Source organism: Ruminobacter sp. RM87, from assembly GCF_000701925.1.
Classification (GTDB): Bacteria; Pseudomonadota; Gammaproteobacteria; order Enterobacterales; family Succinivibrionaceae; genus Ruminobacter; species Ruminobacter amylophilus.
The window spans coordinates 1-18,432 of the sequence record NZ_JNKD01000011.1 but is presented as its reverse complement, the minus strand read 5'-3'; the positions used below and the strand labels follow the sequence as shown (position 1 = coordinate 18,432).

At 41.6% G+C, this 18,432-nt stretch carries 16 protein-coding genes; 7 read left to right on the top strand and 9 right to left on the bottom strand.

From position 1 onward, the window contains the following. Nucleotides 1-7: 7 nt before the first annotated feature. Complete coding sequence (locus T489_RS14115) at nt 8-340, bottom strand: hypothetical protein (RefSeq protein WP_051621777.1); 333 nt, start codon at nt 338-340, stop codon at nt 8-10. Between the two features lie 335 nt (nt 341-675). Between T489_RS14115 and T489_RS13455 the strand changes: the two genes are divergently transcribed. The 5 genes from T489_RS13455 (at nt 676) to T489_RS0104300 (ending at nt 4,916) form a co-directional block, all read left to right on the top strand. Continuing rightward, nucleotides 676-1,068 (top strand): hypothetical protein, encoded by a 393-nt coding sequence (locus T489_RS13455; RefSeq protein ID WP_037318686.1) that lies wholly within the window; start codon nt 676-678, stop codon nt 1,066-1,068. After that, nucleotides 1,061-2,197 (top strand): DUF2800 domain-containing protein, encoded by a 1,137-nt coding sequence (locus T489_RS0104315; protein ID WP_031578822.1) that lies wholly within the window; start codon nt 1,061-1,063, stop codon nt 2,195-2,197. The genes T489_RS13455 and T489_RS0104315 overlap by 8 nt, the downstream gene beginning before the upstream one ends. A 3-nt stretch (nt 2,198-2,200) precedes the next feature. Further along, nucleotides 2,201-2,749 carry a DUF2815 family protein gene (locus T489_RS0104310; RefSeq protein ID WP_031578821.1) on the top strand — a complete coding sequence of 183 codons (549 nt, stop codon included), beginning with the start codon at nt 2,201-2,203 and terminating at the stop codon, nt 2,747-2,749. 9 nt (nt 2,750-2,758) lie between these two features. Further along, complete coding sequence (locus T489_RS15610; protein ID WP_255326969.1) at nt 2,759-2,893, top strand: hypothetical protein; 135 nt, start codon at nt 2,759-2,761, stop codon at nt 2,891-2,893. A 76-nt stretch (nt 2,894-2,969) separates the two neighbouring features. Then, complete coding sequence (locus T489_RS0104300) at nt 2,970-4,916, top strand: DNA polymerase (protein ID WP_031578820.1); 1,947 nt, start codon at nt 2,970-2,972, stop codon at nt 4,914-4,916. A gap of 98 nt (nt 4,917-5,014) precedes the next feature. Here the strand turns inward: T489_RS0104300 and T489_RS0104295 are convergent, their stop codons facing one another. The 4 genes from T489_RS0104295 to T489_RS0104280 form a co-directional block, all read right to left on the bottom strand. Continuing rightward, the gene (locus T489_RS0104295; RefSeq protein ID WP_031578819.1) at nt 5,015-5,296 is read right to left on the bottom strand and encodes an HU family DNA-binding protein; all 282 of its coding nucleotides are present in this window, start codon (nt 5,294-5,296) and stop codon (nt 5,015-5,017) included. Between the two features lie 142 nt (nt 5,297-5,438). After that, nucleotides 5,439-6,305: a GIY-YIG nuclease family protein gene (locus tag T489_RS0104290; RefSeq protein WP_031578818.1), complete on the bottom strand. Its 867-nt coding sequence runs from the start codon at nt 6,303-6,305 to the stop codon at nt 5,439-5,441. Between the two features lie 12 nt (nt 6,306-6,317). Then, nucleotides 6,318-9,695 carry a DEAD/DEAH box helicase gene (locus T489_RS0104285; RefSeq protein WP_031578817.1) on the bottom strand — a complete coding sequence of 1,126 codons (3,378 nt, stop codon included), beginning with the start codon at nt 9,693-9,695 and terminating at the stop codon, nt 6,318-6,320. Further along, nucleotides 9,695-11,785 (bottom strand): Eco57I restriction-modification methylase domain-containing protein, encoded by a 2,091-nt coding sequence (locus tag T489_RS0104280; RefSeq protein WP_051621776.1) that lies wholly within the window; start codon nt 11,783-11,785, stop codon nt 9,695-9,697. The genes T489_RS0104285 and T489_RS0104280 overlap by 1 nt, the downstream gene beginning before the upstream one ends. A gap of 671 nt (nt 11,786-12,456) precedes the next feature. Here T489_RS0104280 and T489_RS0104275 point away from each other — a divergent pair. Continuing rightward, nucleotides 12,457-13,104 carry a sigma-70 RNA polymerase sigma factor region 4 domain-containing protein gene (locus T489_RS0104275; RefSeq protein ID WP_031578815.1) on the top strand — a complete coding sequence of 216 codons (648 nt, stop codon included), beginning with the start codon at nt 12,457-12,459 and terminating at the stop codon, nt 13,102-13,104. Between the two features lie 74 nt (nt 13,105-13,178). Here the strand turns inward: T489_RS0104275 and T489_RS0104270 are convergent, their stop codons facing one another. From T489_RS0104270 to rlmD, 4 genes are all read right to left on the bottom strand, one after another. After that, nucleotides 13,179-13,622, bottom strand: a complete 444-nt coding sequence (locus T489_RS0104270) for a hypothetical protein (protein ID WP_031578814.1) — start codon at nt 13,620-13,622, stop codon at nt 13,179-13,181. Between the two features lie 247 nt (nt 13,623-13,869). Continuing rightward, nucleotides 13,870-14,502, bottom strand: a complete 633-nt coding sequence (locus T489_RS0104265; protein ID WP_031578813.1) for a hypothetical protein — start codon at nt 14,500-14,502, stop codon at nt 13,870-13,872. Nucleotides 14,503-14,554: 52 nt separating this feature from the next. Next, nucleotides 14,555-15,025 carry a hypothetical protein gene (locus tag T489_RS0104260; RefSeq protein WP_031578812.1) on the bottom strand — a complete coding sequence of 157 codons (471 nt, stop codon included), beginning with the start codon at nt 15,023-15,025 and terminating at the stop codon, nt 14,555-14,557. Between the two features lie 202 nt (nt 15,026-15,227). Then, nucleotides 15,228-16,595: a 23S rRNA (uracil(1939)-C(5))-methyltransferase RlmD gene (rlmD, locus tag T489_RS0104255; protein WP_031578811.1), complete on the bottom strand. Its 1,368-nt coding sequence runs from the start codon at nt 16,593-16,595 to the stop codon at nt 15,228-15,230. Nucleotides 16,596-17,000: 405 nt separating this feature from the next. On the opposite strand from rlmD, the gene T489_RS0104250 reads away from it, so the two are divergent. After that, entirely contained in the window at nt 17,001-18,200 is a 1,200-nt protein-coding gene (locus tag T489_RS0104250) for a histidine kinase dimerization/phospho-acceptor domain-containing protein (protein ID WP_051621775.1), read from the top strand. Nucleotides 18,201-18,432: the final 232 nt, after the last annotated feature.

Sequence of the window (18,432 nt, the reverse complement as noted above, 5' to 3'; positions counted from 1 at the left end):
TTCCTCCTTAATCATTCACATTACGGCACTGGTCACTGATGGTGGCACGGGCAAAATCAAGAGCCTTGCTGATAGCATTCAGTCCGGCATCACCGCAGGTGGCAATCTCAATGCCGACCACCTTCTTCTTTTCATTGGTAATAGGAAGAAAGCAGAAATCACCGGTAAGGCATTCAAGTCCCAGGTAAGTTCTGCCTCCATGCTGACGGGCATTACCGCCTCTGTATCCGGTGGTTCCGACTTCCACCCTTACTGCTGTATTGGCATCAGTTGTCTCACGTTCAAAAGTCTTCACAGGTATCCTGTTGATCCAGGCCTGTCTTTCTTTAATTGCGTACATCACGCATCTCCTTCTGGTTAAAAAACAAAAAACCGGAAGCTCATGTTTTTCTGCGGCCTCCACTTACTAATGCCCAGAAGTCCGCTGTTTTTACAAAAAATCTTTGCTTCCAAATTCCTACGCCCGGAAATCCACCGCTTTTACAAAAATTCTTTAAAAATTTTTTTGTAAAAAGTTCCTCTTTCTGAGCGTAGGAAGATGAGCGTTCGGAAAAAGTGAAAAAAGTTTTGTAAAAAACAGAAGTTTCCGGGCGTAGGAAGGTGAAGGCAGTGAAATTCAGGCAGACCGCCCTTTCGCACCTTCGTTTTTTGGAAATTACAAACGGAGACAATTCCATGAAAAAGAAAGAAGTGGCTGTTCTAATTGACGGCCTCAGAAGGCTCAGTGCCTTAACGGCGGAAATCGCCGACAGCCTTGCAGGAAAGGAAGCACCTGTGAATAACCAGACGGCTGATGCAATTGAGCAGGAAGCGGAAGTTCCGCAGGCAGAAACTGAAACTCAGCTGGAGCAACCCGCTGAAACTGTACCGGCTGAAGAAGTTGTGCCTGCCAAGGTTTACTCCTTTGAAGAGGTACGGGGCATTCTAGCAGACAGGGCGAGAGCCGGATTCCGGGAGGAGATTAAGGCCATGCTTAATGCACACGGAGCAAAGCAGTTATCCGAAATTACAGATCCTGCGGTTCTTGCATCTCTTGTGGCTGAAGCGGAGGCGTTCGGTAATGGCTAGTCACGCATTTTTATCAGCATCCGCAAGTCACAGATGGCTCGCATGCCCACCTAGTGCAAAGCTGTGTGCCGAAGTGGAAGAGCAGGAAAGTCCCTATGCGCAGCAGGGTACCGATGCTCATGAACTCTGTCAGTATCTGGTGGAAAAGGCTCTGGGACGGGAGGTGGCTGACCCGACATCTGCCCTTGAGTGGTATGACGCCGAGATGCAGGAATGCGCCGAGGGCTACTGCAGTTTTGTCATGGAGCAGATTGCCAAAGCAAAGGAGCACTGTCCCGATCCGCTGATCTGCATTGAGCAGAAGCTCGATTACTCAAAATGGGTTCAGGACGGTTTCGGCACCGGGGACTGTGTGATTGTGGCTGATGACACTCTGCACATCATCGACTTCAAGTACGGTCTAGGTGTGCTGGTAACCGCCTCCGGGGAAGACGGCACCGGCAACAGTCAGCTCAAATGCTATGCCCTCGGAGCCTTGGATACCTTCGGTGATCTGTATGACATCAAACGCATACGGCTAAGTATCTACCAGCCGAGACGTGCCCATGTGGACACCTTCGAGTTATCCACAGAGGAACTTCTGAAATGGGCTGATGAGGTACTCGCCCCGACTGCCAGACTGGCCTATGAAGGTGGCGGTGAGTTTCATGCCGGTGAGCACTGCAGATTCTGCAAAATCAAAGCCACCTGCCGTAAACGTGCGGCATACAGTCTCGAACTGGCGAAGTACGAGTTTGCGGAGGCTCCCTCTCTGTCATCAGAGGAGATAGGCATAATCCTCCCACAGATTGAGGCTCTGATCTCCTGGGCGGAGGACATCAAAGCCTATGCTCTGGAGCAGGCTTTAGCCGGAGTGCATTATCCGGGATTCAAGCTCGTTGAAGGACGTGCAGTGAGGAAATTCAGCGATGAGGAACAGGTCATCAGGGCTGTATGCGAGGCAGGCTTTGATCCGTTCGAGAAAAAGCTTCTGGGCATAACTGCCATGCAGAAACTCCTCGGGAAGATCCAATTTGACGAGCTCCTGTCGGGGTTCGTGGAAAAGCCGAAAGGCAAACCAGTGCTCGTGCCGGAGAGCGATAAAAGACCGGCGGTTTCAAGTGCAACTTTAGATTTTAAGGAAGAATAAATTATGGCTACAAAAGTAATAACAGGTGCTAACACCAGATGGTCTTATGCGAATGTATGGGAACCTAAGGCAATGGAAGGCGGCAAGCCTAAGTTCAGCGTGTCTCTCATTATCCCGAAGTCAGACACCGTAACTGTCGGCAAGATCAAGGCTGCCATTGATGAGGCTTATCGTGACGGTCAGTCCAAGCTCAAGGGAAACGGCAAGTCCGTTCCTGCTCTCAGCTCACTCAGAACTCCGCTCCGTGACGGTGACATTGATCGTCCTGATGATCCAGCCTACGCCAACGCTTATTTCGTCAATGCGAACTCTACCACTGCACCGGGGGTGGTGGATGCCAACAGGAACGAAATTCTCGATAAGTCTGAAGTCTACTCCGGCTGCTACGGCAGAGCGTCAATCAGCTTCTATGCCTTCAATGCCAACGGCAACAAGGGTATTGCCTGCGGTCTTAACAATCTGCAGAAGATTAAGGACGGTGAGCCGTTAGGCGGAAGAGCAAGTGCCGAAAGTGATTTTGCCACCGAAGAAGATGAAGACTTTTTAGGTTAAGGAGTCGTCATGGATTCAGGTGAAATTTTTCTCATGGGCTTTGGCTCCGGTGTATTTACCGGCGTTGTGGCAGCAATCCTGTTTGAGTTCCTCGGATTCCTTTTTACCGAGTTTCTGAAACGAAGAAAGCGTCGTGTCTGGTAGTAATGCCGGGTAACTTTTAACAGATTTAGCAAGGGTAGTGGTTTTGTCTGCTGCCCTTTTTTGACAGGAGAATTTTATGGAAACACTATCTTGTGATCTCGAAACATACAGCAGTGAGGACTTAAGGAAAAGCGGAGTCTACCGTTACTGCGAGGCTCCCGATTTTGAAATTCTGCTCTTTGCCTACAGTGTAGATGGTGGTGAGGTACAGCTTGCTGATCTCGCCTCCGGAGAAAAACTTCCCAGGGAAATCATCAAGGCCGTGACCGATGACAGCGTCATCAAATGGGCGTGGCATGCAAACTTTGAGCGTGTATGTCTGTCCAGATACTTGCGCGACTTAGGCTTACTAACCGGTTATCTCAATCCCGAAGGCTGGCGATGCGACATGGTGTGGGCGGCAACTCTGGGCCTTACCTTTTCACTCGAAGGAGCAGGTGCGGTACTGGGTCTCGACAAGCAGAAACTCACGGAAGGTAAGGAACTCATCCGCTATTTCTGCAAGCCGTGCTCCCCTACTCAGGCAAACAGTGGCAGAACCAGAAATCTCCCCTGCCATGCTCCCGACAAGTGGGAAATGTTCAAACGCTACAACATCCGGGACGTGGAAGCTGAGATGGGCATACAGCAGAGACTGAGCAAATTCCCGGTACCGGAGTTCGTCTGGGATGAATACCACCTCGACCAGGAGATTAACGACCGCGGCGTAAAAATCGACATGGAACTGGTACGTCAGGCGATTGCCATTGATGAACGCTCGCGAAATGAGCTCATAAGTGCCATGAGGGAATTTACTCAGCTTGAAAATCCCAACTCAGTCCAGCAGATGAAGGACTGGCTGGCAAATAACGGTCTTATGACTGAAAGCCTTGATAAGAAAGCCGTGGCTGAACTTATGAAGAATGCCCCGCCGGAACTCATCAGAGTGCTGACACTCCGGCAGCAGCTTGCCAAGTCATCAGTGAGAAAGTACCAGGCTATGCAGAATGCTGTATGTGCCGACGGCAGAGCCAGGGGACTTTTCAGCTTCTACGGTGCCAATCGCACCGGGCGGTTCTCAAGCAAAATCATTCAGTTGCAGAATCTTGCCCGTAACAGCATGAGCGATTTAGATCAGGCTCGTGCGCTTATCAAAACCGGAGACTATGACGCTGTATCTATGCTCTACGATGATGTGCCGGATACGCTCTCCCAGCTCGTAAGAACAGCCTTTGTGCCTCCGAAGGGAAAGCTCTTTTATGTAGCGGACTTTTCTGCCATTGAGGCTAGAGTGATTGCATGGTTTGCCGGAGAAAAATGGAGATCTGAGGTATTCCGTAAAGGCGGTGATATCTATTGCGCCAGTGCCAGTCAGATGTTTAAGGTTCCGGTGGAAAAGCATGGTATCAATGGTCATCTGAGGCAAAAAGGGAAAATAGCGGAGCTCGCCCTTGGTTACGGCGGAGGTGTTGGCGCATTAACAGCCATGGGGGCTCTCGAGATGGGACTCAAGGAGGAAGAACTTCAACCCCTCGTCAATGCCTGGAGAAATGCCAATCCGAACATTGTGAAATTCTGGTGGGCTGTGGATAACGCAGTTATGGAAGCAGTGAGTAAACGAACCATCACCAAAACACACGGTCTCACGTTTTCCTTCAAAAGCGGCATGCTTTTTATCACCCTGCCCTCCGGCAGAAAGCTCGCTTACGTTAAACCGCGTATCGGCATGAACCAGTTCGGCGGTGAAAGCATCACGTATGAAGGCATTGGAGCTACCAAGAAATGGGAACGGCTTGAATCCTACGGTCCCAAGTTTGTGGAAAACATCGTGCAGGGAACCGCCCGGGACATTCTGTGTTACGCCATGAAGACTTTACGGCACTGCAGCATAGTTATGCACATCCATGATGAAGTAGTCATCGAGGCAGATCCCCGCGTAAGTCTTGATGCTCTGTGTGAACAGATGGGAAGAACTCCGCCATGGGCTGAAGGATTGATCCTTACCGCCAGCGGTTACATATCGCCATATTACAAAAAGGATTAGCACTTAACTTGATCGGTATCTTGGTCGGTGACTTAGTCGGTCTGCACCGATCAAGTTGTTTTGAATTCAGCACGAGTGCCGCATTAAGGCATATGTGCTTACTTGTCTGACTGCACAGCTTCTTTTAACGTATTACCGGCAGTAAAGGAAGGTACTCTCTTTGCCGGGATTTCAACGGCCTCACCGGTACGAGGGTTACGACCGCTGCGAGCCTTTCTCTCAGAAGTCTTAAAAGTTCCGAAACCAACGAGCTGAACACTGTCACCTTGGGCTAATGTTTCAGTTACTATTTCTAAAAAGGCATCAAGCATCTTTTTGCTGTCTGACTTGGTCGTATGACTCTTTTCAGCGATTATTTCAATAAGTTCCTGTTTATTCATGCAATTAAACCTCGCTTTGTACTCTAACAGTTAACAGCATGATGAATGAATTGCCTTTATAAATCAAGCGTGTCAACGGCTAAAACAGAGGTGCAACCTACATTTCATTGAGATCAGCTTAAATTTAAACAAGGTTGTTCTTCTATTCTGTTCTTGATTCAAGATCTTTTAGCGTTATTCCATCAGAGTTCTTCCACTCAATATTACCATTGGCACTTGAACCACACACAAAACTGGCGGCCCCGGATGGTGTGTTGAACAGAATATCTTCTAATAAAACAAAATTTTCATCAATCTGAGCCTTGTACTGTTCTCGTTTTTTCAAACAATACTCTGGGCAACTTTTAGTCAATGCACTTGCTATTTTACTTCCTTTCTTCACAACGAAACCGTCAGAGGTTCTAATTGCTCGTGCATCGATACCGTTTCTATTGCACATAAACTCTGATTCGGAATCTGCTGAATTAGTATTACTCTGTGCCACTAGCGGCTCAAAGACCTTATGCCCTAAAGTACCGACAATAACCTTTGCATAATCGATAAAATCCTCTAGTTCACTCTGCTTTTCTTCTGACGGATTTCCCGGCGTCGGATCATTTCCGTTTTTCACATCATACCTGTTCGCCTCGATAGCAAGTTGGCATAAACGATGTTCCAAATAGCTGATCTCCGTTGGTCCCAATGAATCATTTGAAGTGGTGATTGCTATAGCCTCAGTCCAGTAATCCTTTTTGGGGTTCCGGTTATGTTCCAGTAAACGGTAAAGTATCCCTTCACCATTTTTCCTAACTCCGGCCTGACCCACGTAGACTACGTTCTTTTCGCTTAAATCATCTTTGCCAAATAATAAATAAACACCTGTCTGCTTAAGCTCTTCACGATCCTTACACAAGTCTAAAGCTGTTCGAGGAATCTTTATCACCAAGCCAGTCCAATTTGCTAAGGTGCATTTAACGCGACCGTTAACATCGCCATCAATCAAATAAAGACTTATACATTTTCCACGCATCGAGTATCATCCCTAAATCGGCATACCAAACAATTCTTTTAATTTTTCATTCATATGCCCATTCTTAGCTAATTCCAATGTATCACAAAGGCGAATATTATTTTTGCTAATATCTATTTTATCGCTAAATCCAAGAATATATCTTTTACAAATGCGGTAGATAATTTCTGTTGGAGCACACCCGTACACTTGTTTCGCAAAAATATGATTAAGTCTTTCAGTGTCATCAGGGAAACGCGCTTTAAGAATCTCACTTTTATACAAGCGCTTTACAATTTCTGCTATATACATTCCTGATTTCATGTAAAGATCAGCGAAAGTAGCATTAGGATCATCAAAACAACCGGGATTTTCACGCTCTAGTTTGTCTACCATGTCTCTAACAATATTCTTAGGGGTAAAAATCTGATTAGTACGTTGTGGTGGAATATAGTCGAAAATATCAGATTTACAGTTAGGGTCAAAATAATTTGCAAGCTCAACACGTTTCTTCATAAACTCTTGAACCGCATCGTTAAATACTACTTCGTCAAAAAGATGCCCATCAAAATGTTTTTTTTCCCCATTGTCAGTAATATAATCGCCACCATCACGAAGCATACGAAATTGCTCAAGGGTCACACCTTGCCCATTCTGAGGGTTAGCGGTAACCTCCCAAAAAACTTTTTCAGGGACAATAGAGTCAAAGTTTGCAAGAGTTGTATTTTCGTCACCGTAAGCCATAAGAAAAGCTGGAATTGTACGCGAAAAACCACGCAGATGGTCGCGAACATTTCCTTCTATAGAATCTTTCTCGGCCTTCATTTTCTCTGTTTCTACAGTTTCAACTATCGTTTCTGCTGCTTTTTTGACGGTATCTTCACTACGAAGTTTTTGGTTGATTTTTTCAACCATCTCGCGGTAGCCTTGGAGACGTTTTTTTGTGTATTCCTCATCAATCTTCGAAATTTCAGTCATAGCTAAACCAGACTTTTGGGCTTCTTTAATTCTATCTTTACATTCTTTTTCAAGCTGATTATCCCGAATTGTGTAGTCACCGTACTCTCTATTAACAACCGTATCCGTAGTTTCTTGAATTTTTCTCTCCAAATGATTTTGTGTTGTTTTACTTAAATCATTCCCATACCTAGTTTTTGCTGTTTCTATTAGTGTATTAGCAATAGGTTTTGAAAACTGCTCCCGCAAAGCCTTTAATTCATCCTTTTTAGGGTTTGGGGTCATTTCAACCTTTTTTTGAATCTCTTCAACTGCCTCCTCAAGCTGACTCTCCACCTTCTCGTAAATTTTGCTACCAAAAATCTCGCTTGCTGTACCAATAATTTGTTCTTTGGGGACTTCAACTTCTCCGTTTTCATTCAGATTCAAGTCATCAGATACGTTGTCATTCAATGAAGGTAATCTTGGTTCCTCAATTGGTTTTAAATTATTAATTACGCTAATAATTTCCCGTGGAGCACCGAAAATGCCACTTAAATTAGCAAAAAGGAAATTAGACATAAAGCCTCGTTCAACAACCTCTCTTGCATGAATACGTCTAGGAATCGTTAGAACCTTTTCCGCATCCAATTCGATCATGGATCCTTCCTCATCTTCACCATAAACAGGGAAAAAATTAAGAAGTTCTCTCACATGTTTCTTTCGGCTATCGGCATTTCCTTTTTCACCAGAAGTCTCCGGAATAAGATCATTAGCGAATTGTTCGAAAATTGTAAGAGTCCGTGCTGGATCGAAGTCGAACACATAGGCATTATACTTTCTGAATGAATTACCGTTCTTATCTGTAAAAAGACATGGATTCTGTGCCCGAAATGCTGCCTGCATATACAAAGCAGGACTCGACATGTTCGAAAGCATTAAAACCGCAGTCCACTCAGGGACTGTTACTCCCGTAGTTAACTGTCCTACAGACAGTGTGATAGTTTTATCACATAGAGAAATAGCTTTTTTTACTTTCTCAAAAGATTTTTCAGTCTCATCAGCGTCATCCAATTTTCCATCACCCGCCGCAAGAACTATTTCATAATCCGCAAATATAGGGTGAATTTTAAGCTTTCTCGCTAAAGCCTTAGCGCTGGAAACCCTATTAAGAATCCAAAAAGTATGCTTTAATTCATTTCTTAATTCAGGAGTTGAAAACGGAAATTTCTCATTCTTCGTCAAAGCATCAAGAAAAATATCGACATCAGGATCATGAACAAATTTTCCGGATTCATTTGTCTTAAAAAACTCATTCAAATCAAATGCAAATTCTTCAATATCATTATCAGCAAGCTCAACCCCTTTCTTTACTTTATCACGCACAATATCAGACATCTGATATGTAAAAAGAGAAAGTTTTGGCAAGGTCTCGTATGGATTTTCTTCTTCATTTGAAGGATCCCAATCACGTTTCTTTTTCTGCTCATCGGCATACGTCCAATTGTAGATTGCACCCTCAGGAAATTTGTCATTTGCTAATGCTTTAAACGGTGTACCAGAAAGATGCAACGTACATCTACGGCGAATATGGTTAAAAGCTGTATCCGTCTTGTATGTATCTACTCCTTCATGTGCCTCATCTATGATGAGAATATCCCATGTAATCCCTTTTTCAGCACTTATTTCTGAAAGCTTATCAAAACGTCCGCCAAAATAAATAGAACCTTTCAAGTCCTGTAAACTTACAAATTCAATACAACCTTTAACATTTTTTTCATTTTGTTTGGATATATAATCGTCACGGCTAAAAACAAACTTCTTGTTCTTTATACCATCAACGTTACTTACGAAAATATAACCAGACTGAATGCCGAAAAAAGTTTCATAATCAGAATACCAAGAATTAGCAATAGCTGGACGATTAGTAACGATCAAAATATTTTTGGCATTAAGTTTCATGCATAAATCATATGCGGAAAGCGTCTTCCCGAATCGTGGTTTTGCATTCCATAAAAATTCAGCCGAATTTCTCTCATTAAAATAATTTGCAGTTCTCTGAACAGCCTCAGCTTGTTCATCGCGTAATTTGTATGTGGCCACTATATCAGCATGTTCAGCAGATATCACCCCATGATTTTGCGTAAAATCAATGAAATGTCCACGTGCCACAATAGGATCAATATAAAACCATTCAGTACCATTTTCTCGTTTGAATCCTAACTTTTCCAAATAAGTGTGGTAATCAGTATCTTTAAAGGTTCCATATGGCTCAGTCATAAACATGGCGCGCATCGTCCACCATGTCTTATGTTCGACATTAACAGTATGTGTTTGTTCTTTTATTCTAGTTTCAGTATCGCGTTCGGTAAAACCTAACTTTGTCCAACCATCATGAGATGGCACACCTGGAGTGGTATAAGCATAGCACTGAGGCATAACCTTAGAGGTTGTCTTTATGGTAATCTTCGCCATCACATTAACTCCTTTACGTGCATTTCAATAAAAGAAATTTCTTCTTCATTAAGAGAGTAGTAATCGTATAACTGTAAATCTATTTCATGAATAGACTTTGTCCAATCGATTTCTGATGCACTTGTAAAAACCTGTAAAGGAACATTCCTCCATGTTTCTTTTGCATTAATCTGTGTTACTTTCAATGATCCAAGTAATGCCCGGGCAAATTTAGTGTATAGATAGTTAAGCAAAGCTTTTGCTTCATCTGGAGTCTCGAATGATCCTACACAAAGAAAAGTATCCGTAGCAATATCGTTTGGTTCTCCAATGACAGGTTTAGAAATTAGTCTTGCAGGTTCATCACCTAACATTCCTGAAGCTCCATTAGCTTTAGGTAAAAAAACTTTCCACTTTCCAACATAATTATCGATACGTCCCCGTGCATATTTTTTTAGAATATAGCAATATGCTCTTTCATTGTTTAACCGGCCCAATACTCGGTAGTAGTACTCAGAATCAGTTAAAGGTTTTTCCAAGAAAATATTAGGGAGCGAAGAAAAAGCATTTGACGAAATGTCGTACATATGCCCCTTACTTAACAACGATTTTGCATTTGGGTATTCTTCATGAAGGGTATCTGTAAATAGATAAGGAGTTCTACCTGACACTATATCGCTTAACGCTGAAAATCCTTTTTTGTTAAGAACTTTCCTGCAAATGCTTGTCAACTCTTTATAGGGGATAAACTGGCCAACGGCAGGGACTTCTTTTCGTTCATCATAAATCGTTACAGCTATTCCACCTGTAATGGCAGTATTTTGAAAATAATTTTTTGCATTCGCATCATAATCCAGAACTTGAAAATGAGGACTATTGAGAATTTTTTGATTCCAATCTTTTGGGGTTCCTCCCGCATTAAATAGAAACCTAGCTGGTGTAATCAATTCTACGCAAGTTCCTATAGAATAAGAAGCGTCCATAAACAAATGATATACAGGCTTCTCACTAGTGCTTTCACCAGGAGCTTCTTCATGATACGGAGGATTTCCAATAATATAATCAAAGAGTCTCTTTTCCATATTTTCCCCCTTTAAATCCATAAAATTAAGCGATGAATTACTTCGCCAATTGAATATTCTGCATGGTGCTGCTTTATACTCATATTCAGACTCCTCATCGAACACATCGAAAAGTGACAACTGTTTATACTCACATAAAGGTTTTCCAAGAGGGACAACGTCCTTAAGCCCATCCATTTGCCAAATATTCCACGCAATAATATTAGCAATACGATTTAGAAGTTTATTATCCGGGAGTTGTTTCCATCGTTCCTCATAATAATTTGTAAATGTTAGAAGTAAGTTTATTCTAGCAATTAGTAAATTATCGCCTTGATACTCATAACCGTATGAAGATTCATATGCTCTGATAACCCACTTTACCCAATCTTCATGCGTAGCAGTATTTTCATTTACAATTCTTATCTTTCTATCTAGTATGCCAATACGACACTTAGGAGGAACAAGCAAATCACCTGTAGATGCATCATAGCGAGAAACAAGGTACGGCGCTTCACCACAAGTGATTTCAAGGCGTCTAGAATCCACATAACGTTGCCAATTTTTTCCCTTTGGAAACTCTATTTTTCCTTCCGTTACTGTCCATGTTTTGTCTTCATTTTCGACATTAAAAACCCCACTTCGACCGAACCACTCTTCATCAAAATGATTATTCATCGAATTACACAACCACACAGGCGTGAATACTTCGGCTTTTTTTCGTGTTCTCTGAGCCTGTTCCTCACATGTTTTTTGAATACGAGGACGAATAATATCTGGTCGCCATAGTAACGAATTCGTATTCATTTGCATCTTATCCGTAAATTCTTCGCCGTATTCAGAATATGTATCAGTGGCCCAAATGATATTCCGTTTTGTCGCTTTATCTTCAAGTAACTTACTCAATACATTTACAACCGGATAGCTCCTAATGTCTATCAACTTTTCCACTTGGTAAAATCCTCCGTTGTTTACCACATCATCTTTTTGCTCTAACCAATTTCCTGTTAGCCACCAAACAGACAATACAAAGCATTTTAACACTATCACAAATAATACATTTAATTCCTCGTTTGATCTCACAAAACAAGACAACTAACGCATTTAGATTTGTTTTTTAGTGAAGAAGACGCTCAAATGCACTAATTAGAAGATGTTATTCCATAAATATATTAAAATATATATATTTATCACCGTAATCAAATTCTTTCTCTATCAATAATGATATTGAGGCTTTGTTCATCCATTTAGTGGTCTAGCATCAATATTGGCATATTCAAGATACAACGTTTAATAAATATACTAGCTGTTATCAAATAATCGTCACTTAATACCGAAAGGTCACTAAATATCCCCACGAACTCCCAATAAACATGTACAATCAGCCGCTCATATTTATTGTTAAGTAGATCACGCTTTTCAAGAATACGATCATCAAGCAGACACCCTTTTAGATGCCTGCTTTTTTTGTGTCTCTATGGCTTATTTTGCATAAGCACAAAAAACACATGATTTATAAACACGCTCGCCTGCGTAAGCTCATCAGGTCGCGAACTGATGAGTGCATGGCCGAAACAGGCGATTTTATTTTAACCGTCCAGTGTCATGCACCACTGGTCACCTGCCGAACGGGGTATTCCCCGAGGTGACCTAATGCACACAGTGACAACAAGCCATGAAGGGTTTCTCCGCTTCGGTTTTTCCGAATTGGAGAAGCCAAAATGGCAAAAGAAATTAAATGGGATAATGTAACTCTTACCTCTGATGAGGTTAGAACCCTTAACGAACTCAGGAATCAAGGCAAGGAGGTATATGCAGCACCGATTGAAATTGAGCACGGTGAACAACTGGAGTCGCTTGGAATCAGCTGGAGCCAGTGCCGAACCTGGTATATTGGGAATGAGAGGATCACGGTTCATCTCACCCCGGCTGATGAAGCCACGTACCGCTTCCTTCTTGGAGAGCTCCATACCCGTCACCGTAATACCTATCGTCAGAATCGCTGCATGGTTCCCGGCAAAACACGGCTGATCCGCTGTCCTGACAGCAACAGCTGCGCGAACTGCCCGTTTCCGGGATACCGTGATCAGTGGCAGCCGAACGTCATTTCATGGGATGAGGTGATCGAAAATGAGCAGCATCGGGAAGAACCGGTTCTGGCTGAACTGTTTGAGGCAAAGCGGCAGTATGAGGAAATTCGGGATCTGATGATTCAGGAAGATCCTCTTATTGCAGAGGTGTTCGAATTGAAAGAGGGATCTGGGATGACCGTCAAGGAGATAGCAGACCGGATCGGGTTAAGCATCAGGCAGATCTACTATTATCTGCAGAAGGCTCAGGACATCGGCAGGAAGTACCGGGAAAGATAAGAGAGGACTGATGGAATAAAGCTTAAGGCAGTGTCGGGGATAACTCCGGCACTGCTTCCCCTAAGACATTAGATTTAATGCTGGGAAAGTGCAAAAAACCTAAATAAAACAATCGAAGGGAGTATCAATATTCCCGCAAACAAAACCACAAAAAAAAGTTTTTTAGATCCTGTCATGCACCATAGAAAGATAGAAATTAATACAGATTCTACTACCGACGAGGCTAGTCTAAGTCCCAAATAACATATGTCTGCAAAAAAGCAAAAGAATCCACAGAAATCACCAGGTTTGAAACTTAGACCAGACGAAATATACATATATGGAAAAATAAACCAAATAAGCCCACCTACTAAAAATAGTACAGGAACTCTGAGAAGTTGAGCTTTTTCATCATGAGGAATATCGTCATCATAATCATCATGGTCACCTTCTTTGCTTTCACATATTCCACCATTTACCTCGGAATTTTCCTCATCTGGCAATGGTTCCGGTAACTGGCTTTTATTTTCTGATTCCATATAATTCAATCTTTCAAACGCTATCTACACCCAACCAAAATAATATTCCAAATTTCGCATCTACATTCTTTAACACTATAGGAAAACTGGCAACATAATTATAACTAATAGGAGTATTGGAATCCCAAAAATCAAAGCTATCCACAGAAGAATTTTGTACCCTGTTACGCACCATAAAATGATAGGAATTAGTACAGCCCCCAAGATAAAGTCTCTCAGTCCCTAACAGTTTCCCCTATAATTTTATTTACGAATGGGTTATTCCATAAATTATATAGGCAAAATAACCGACTGGTGCCATAAGAACCAGTAGTACCAATATTACGAGTATAACTTGAAGCACTAGGTTACCAAATATTCCAAGTTCGACTGTATATTCTAAACTGTTTCCATTTTCGTCAGGAATCTTTCTTAAGGAATCGTCTGCAACATTTACCGGATTTTTCATGTGACTGTCAGACTCTTTATCATTTTCAGTTATCTGCTTAATAACCTCCCTGATGGCATAAAAATAAAGAAAACAATATACCCCCATCCCAATTTCAGTGACAAAGGATAACAAAGCACATACCATATACTCCCATCTTATTTCCATACCCCAAAATGGAATCGATATCATAAATACCAGATTAATGAGCATTAAAATGCACATTACTTTAATATTTCTGCTTTTAAGGGCTAATTGGGTGTAAGAACAGTTTTCAAAATAAGTCACTGAATTTGTTAAGAGAACAATAAAAAAAACAAGGAAAACAAAAAAGACAGGTAATAAGCACAACAACATAGGAGGAGAAAAAATAGCCAATCCCATCAATATCAAAAGGACAATCTGATAAACAATCATTCTGTTATACTTTTTTAAAAGTTCGTATGCTCTCATCACTCTGCCCCTTAAAAGAACCTAAAAAAGATAATATAGCAGGCACTCAATGTTACAGTAGAACTAGCAACATAAATATAACTATCAATGGGAGAATCAATATTCCTACTAACAAAACTATTAAAAGAATATCTTTGTTTCCCGTCACGCACCATAAAAAGATAGGAATTAGTACAGCACCTAAGATCAATAATGCTATACATTTAACTACAGGTACAGCAAAACCATAGAATGTATCAGAAAAAAAGCAAATAGCTCCGCATGATTCACCAGGCTTATTACTTATACCAGATTCATTAGGGATAAACAGGATAGGAAATATTTGCAAAATCAGCCATACTGCTAGAAGTAGCAACGGTACTCTGACAAGAAGCATTAAAAGCTGAGCTTTTTCATCAGGAGGAATATCGTCATCATAACCATCATGGTCGCCTTCTTTGATTTCACATATTCCACCATTTACCTCGGAATTTTCCTCATCTGGCAATGGTTCCGGTAACCCGCTTTTGTTTTCTGATTCCATATAATTTCAATTTTCCATGACATCAAAACGCTATCCACAACCCTGCTTTTACCTGCTAAATAGTGAAACAGTATTCTCAACTATGCTGTATCTCCCGCCCCTGATATGTTCTTACATACAGCATAAATCCGGTTTTACAGTCATGCCTAAAAAAGCACCACACCTCGCAAAACCTTTGATTTCAAGGGCTTTCAGCTGTTACCTATTTCTCCCTTGACAGTAAAACTACGGTCTCGACGTGTTCTGTTTTTGGGAACATGTCAAAGACACTCCACTTAATGATTTTATAACCATTTGCCAAAGCCACACGAATATCTCGAGTCATTGTAAGAGGATTACAGGAAACATAAACCACCGTGTCAGGCTTCTTTTTCATTAAATAACCAACAACTTTCTCTGCACCTGAACGCCCCGGATCAAGAAGTACTTTGTTAAATACACTCTTTGCCCACAGTGTTTTTTCAAAGTCATCAGTAAGGTCATGAACAAAAAACTCTGCATTGTGAATATCATTATATTCGGCATTAAGCTGTGCTTCCTTAACCATATTCCACACACCTTCAATGCCATAAACATGTTCACATCTGGAAGCAATAGGCAGAGTAAAATTACCCAGTCCGCAGAAAAGGTCAAGCAGTCTGTCCTTATCATTCAAATCTAAATAATCCATTACTCTGGAAACCATCAGTTTATTTATTTCATCATTCACCTGAATAAAATCACCAGGCACAAAATAGATTTTTTTGCCATCAATGGTATAATACAGGCCTTTTTCACCATTCAGAACATCTTCATTAAGCAGATCAAGCTCTTCCCAATCTTCCAGATCTTCCTTTCCCTTTTCATGACGGGTCTGAATATAAACGGCAACCCCATGTTCATTACCGAAATTAAACAGAGTTTTAAGATCTGAAGCTTCCAGATTGTTAATGCATCTGAAAAGAACTGCTACGATATTGTCAGCCTTTACAAGTTCAACATGTCCAATAAGCTTGAAATTTGAAATCTGATTGATTATCTTACGAATCGAAGGAATCAGCTCGGATAATTCAGGATGCAGCACACAGCATAAATCTATCTCAACAAGATTCTTGCCTTTTTCTTCTCTAAACCCGATATGAATCTCTTTTCTGTCCCCTGTTACTGACAGTCTTGCTGTACGTCTGTAGAAAAACTCCGCTCCGGAAACCACCTCACATGGTACCCCCGGATCAATTCCGAGATTCTTTTTCATCAGACGAAGTACACCATCAGCTTTAAACTTCTTTTCCAATTCAACCGATATATGCTGAAGAGAACAGCCACCGCAACCTGAAAACTGACACTTTGGGGAAATTCTCTGTTCACTTCTTTTTTTTACACTGATAAGCTCAGCTTCACCAATGTTGTTCTTTTTCACAGAAACAGCTCTTACCACGACCTCTTCTCCCGGAAGAGCCCCAGGAACAAACCATGTCACTCCGTTACCGTCTCTTGCCACCCCACGTCCGGAGATATCCGCATCAATTATATTTAAGGCAAAATGCTTGGCTGAAACTTCTTTTTTCTGAGGTTTAAAAAACTTAACCATACCCAACTCTATCTATAATGTTTAACAATGAACGGCAACTGAAAATATATTCACAATCTCAAACAGACACTTTGTAACACAAAATGCCTTGAGGTACTGTAATCTTTAAGCTTTATCTCTGGCACACAGCGGCTTCACTTCCTCTGCAATTAATATCTGCCCGGCTTAATCCCATGGAGAAGCAGTAGTTAAATTTCTAATCTGAGACATATTTGGGCTTAAAAGATCGCCCATATTATAGTTTAGAATCTTTAAAGTTGCTAAAATAGGAAACTGGTGAATATTATATACTTTTTCGATTCTTTTATCATTAACGAGTAAGAGGCTCAAATGAATCGGCATGGTCTGCGCACAAGAATTTTAATATACTCAATTCTGCCTTTACTGATTGTCGGCTTAGCCACGATGACATATTTTCTGTTCAGTAACTATACCAGGCTAAATAACAAGCTTATTGATCACGGACAGGAAATTCTCAGCCCCCTGGCAACCAGTCTAAGTTACGCCATGTCTCAGAGCGATGAAATTCTGGCTCAGGGACTGATTAATGAATTTCATCGTCAAAATTCTCGCGATATTCTGGCCATATCCGTTTTCGATCATGACAACAACATGCTTGTCACTTCAAGTTCCGCTCCGGAAATCAATCAGTTCCGCCTTGATCCTCTGAAAAATCAGTACATTTACGAATCTGCAAGCGTTGAATATACTGAAAGCGGCATCATTATGCGTATGCCGATATATACTTACAATGAAGCCGATATGCTCAAGCTGTTCATTGACAAAACCAAGTCTCCTTACGAAGGAGAGGAAGAGCAGCTCAGTTTCACGAACAGCAAGATTAACTATCCCCGTCCGATTGCAGGTTATGTATGCATCTACCTTATCACCCAGCAGACTGTTATCGACATGTACTCCAGCGTAACCGTAGCTCTTGTTGTTCTCGGCCTCGGAATAATTTTCAGTCTCTTATTCGGAATTAATCTGAACAGAATCATAGTCGACCCTATTAACAGACTGACTACGACCATTTATGAAATACGTGAAGGTAATGTTAATACCAAGGTTAACGGAATCATGTACGGCGAACTCGAACGACTCCGTACATACATCAATTCCATGGCTGACAGCATGTCTGAATACCATAACCAGATGCAGTACAGTGTTGACGAAGCCACCAATGACTTAAGACAGACTCTGGACCTGCTTGATGAACAGAACAAGGAACTTGACTCAGCTCTTAATCAGGCTAATGAAGCATCCAAAATCAAATCAGAATTCCTTGCCAACATGTCGCATGAGTTGCGTACCCCTCTTAACGGTATTATAGGGTTCGCGCAGCAGCTTTATAAGACGCCTCTCAAAAACAACCAGTCAGAATACCTGCAGACCATTGAAAGAAGTGCCAAGAACCTGCTGTCAATTGTTAACAATATTCTGGACTTTTCCAAACTGGAAGCCGGCAAACTCAGTTTTGAGGAAATACCTTTCTCCCTGCGTAAAGCCTGTAACGAAACTGTTAATCTGCTGACTCCGACAGTTTACCAGAAAGACAATATGAAACGACCTCCACGAATGAATGCAAATCGTGGATTTACCGTGTAAACTGTAGACGTTAATAAAACAGAAACGGATTTACCGCATACATTGAATGAATTTACTACATACATTGAATGAAGGTCGTTATGAATAAGATAATATATATTGGAATGGATGTCCACTCTTCTAACTTTACTTTGTGCTCTTTTGAACCAGGTTATGGCATGTCTGAAGATAAAATATTCGGTCAGGTGCAGTTTAAGGATGACCTGATTAAAAATACCGAGAAGTATATCTG

Excerpts from the sequence above, each read along its gene's own strand:
- T489_RS0104295 (WP_031578819.1), bottom strand. The coding sequence starts at position 5,296 with ATGAATAAACAGGAACTTATTGAAATAATCGCTGAAAAGAGTCATACG.
- T489_RS14115 (WP_051621777.1), bottom strand. The coding sequence starts at position 340 with ATGTACGCAATTAAAGAAAGACAGGCCTGGATCAACAGGATACCTGTG.
- T489_RS0104310 (WP_031578821.1), top strand. The coding sequence starts at position 2,201 with ATGGCTACAAAAGTAATAACAGGTGCTAACACCAGATGGTCTTATGCG.
- T489_RS13455 (WP_037318686.1), top strand. The coding sequence starts at position 676 with ATGAAAAAGAAAGAAGTGGCTGTTCTAATTGACGGCCTCAGAAGGCTC.
- T489_RS0104300 (WP_031578820.1), top strand. The coding sequence starts at position 2,970 with ATGGAAACACTATCTTGTGATCTCGAAACATACAGCAGTGAGGACTTA.
- T489_RS0104285 (WP_031578817.1), bottom strand. The coding sequence starts at position 9,695 with ATGGCGAAGATTACCATAAAGACAACCTCTAAGGTTATGCCTCAGTGC.
- T489_RS0104250 (WP_051621775.1), top strand. The coding sequence starts at position 17,001 with ATGACATATTTTCTGTTCAGTAACTATACCAGGCTAAATAACAAGCTT.
- T489_RS0104265 (WP_031578813.1), bottom strand. The coding sequence starts at position 14,502 with ATGAGAGCATACGAACTTTTAAAAAAGTATAACAGAATGATTGTTTAT.
- rlmD (WP_031578811.1), bottom strand. The coding sequence starts at position 16,595 with ATGGTTAAGTTTTTTAAACCTCAGAAAAAAGAAGTTTCAGCCAAGCAT.
- T489_RS0104315 (WP_031578822.1), top strand. The coding sequence starts at position 1,061 with ATGGCTAGTCACGCATTTTTATCAGCATCCGCAAGTCACAGATGGCTC.
- T489_RS0104260 (WP_031578812.1), bottom strand. The coding sequence starts at position 15,025 with ATGGAATCAGAAAACAAAAGCGGGTTACCGGAACCATTGCCAGATGAG.
- T489_RS0104290 (WP_031578818.1), bottom strand. The coding sequence starts at position 6,305 with ATGCGTGGAAAATGTATAAGTCTTTATTTGATTGATGGCGATGTTAAC.
- T489_RS15610 (WP_255326969.1), top strand. The coding sequence starts at position 2,759 with ATGGATTCAGGTGAAATTTTTCTCATGGGCTTTGGCTCCGGTGTATTT.
- T489_RS0104275 (WP_031578815.1), top strand. The coding sequence starts at position 12,457 with ATGGCAAAAGAAATTAAATGGGATAATGTAACTCTTACCTCTGATGAG.
- T489_RS0104270 (WP_031578814.1), bottom strand. The coding sequence starts at position 13,622 with ATGGAATCAGAAAATAAAAGCCAGTTACCGGAACCATTGCCAGATGAG.